General features: G+C 59.7%; 1 protein-coding gene. It reads left to right on the top strand.

Going from position 1 to position 1,463, the window contains the following annotated elements:
• The first annotated feature begins 62 nt into the window (after nucleotides 1-62).
• Entirely contained in the window at nucleotides 63-1,358 is a 1,296-nt protein-coding gene (locus ACV22W_RS33460; RefSeq protein ID WP_448023810.1) for an IS701 family transposase, read from the top strand.
• Nucleotides 1,359-1,463: the final 105 nt, after the last annotated feature.

The raw sequence follows: 1,463 nt of genomic DNA, 5'->3' as shown, positions 1-1,463 counted from the left end.
TCTTACTGTGTCAATAAATTCATGCCATTATAGAAACTTCTTCATCCATGGCGTGAGGAATGATGGACTGGGAGACGTCATTCGAGGCGTATCTGGAACATTTGTGTGAGGCGCTTGGGCATAACGATCGCGACTCAGGATTGAGGGGCTATTGCCAAGGGCTGATGCTGCCAATTCGGCGCAAGAGCGTCGAGCCGCTGGCGGCACATCTGGAACCGGAACGTGTAAGCGCGCGACACCAGTCGCTGCACCATTTCGTGGCGAAGTCGGAATGGTCCGATACGGCGCTGCTCGAGCAAGTGCGGCGCTGGGTGCTGCCGCACATGGACCCCGCTGGCGGGTTGTACTGGATCATTGACGACACGGGTTTTCCCAAGAAGGGCAAGCATTCGGTCGGCGTAGCGCGGCAATACTGCGGCCAGTTGGGCAAGCAGGACAACTGCCAAGTTGCGGTGAGTCTATCGGTGGCGACGGAAGACGCGAGCCTACCGACATCGTATCGACTGTATCTGCCGCGTGAATGGAGCGACGATCCTGCTCGACGAGAGAAAGCCGGCGTGCCCGAGGAAATCGAGTTTGCAACCAAACCGGCGATTGCGACCGGGCAGTTGCGCGAAGCACGGCAAAGCGGCGCGCCCGACGGTGTCGTTTTGGCCGATGCAGGGTATGGAGACGACACGTCGTTTCGCGAGGCCGTCAGCGAGCTCGGGCTGCAGTATGCGGTGGGGATTCGCTCGAACACGCGCGTATGGGCGCCGGGCACCGCTCCTCTACCGCCTGAGCCCTCCGCGGGGAAATCGGGCCGGCCGCGTAGCTTGTTGCGGCGCGCGCCGGGACATGAGCCGATTGGAGTCAAGGATCTGGCATCGACGCTCGACGCCTCGTGCTATCGCAACGTGATATGGCGCGAAGGCACGTGCGCCACGCTCAGTTCGCGCTTTGCCGCCGTGCGCGTGCGTGCTTCACACCGCGATTACTGGCGGTCCACACTGCGCGATGAGGAATGGCTGCTGATCGAATGGCCCGAAGGTGATCCGGAGCCACTCAAATATTGGCTTTCGACTTTGCCCCCAGACACGACGCTCGAACGCATGGTTCATGTTGCCAAGATGCGCTGGCGTATCGAGCGGGATTATCAGGATCTCAAGCAGGAATTCGGCCTGGGACACTTCGAAGGCCGTGGCTGGCGTGGATTCCATCACCATGCATCGTTGTGTATTGCTGCCTATGGGTTTCTTGTTGCTCAACGCCTCATTCAAGGCGACAGTAAAAAAAACTCCGCGATCCGCGACCCATTTGCCTTACCCTCGGATTACGTGCCACGCGGGTCCCCAGCGCGCGCAGCGCCACGTGGCTGATTCGATCACCACGTTGCGCTGGCGTATCTCCGCCTACATCACGCGCCGGCTCCAGCGATGTCCGTTTTGTTCAGTGTCCAATGCTGATTTATTGACACAGTAAGA

Source organism: Burkholderia sp. AW49-1, from assembly GCF_053427845.1.
The sequence above is the reverse complement of the archived record's forward strand: the minus strand, read 5'-3'. Positions and strand labels throughout refer to the sequence as shown.

Bases quoted from the DNA above. Each gene is read 5' to 3' on its own strand.
- ACV22W_RS33460 (WP_448023810.1), top strand. From the start codon at position 63: ATGGACTGGGAGACGTCATTCGAGGCGTATCTGGAACATTTGTGTGAG.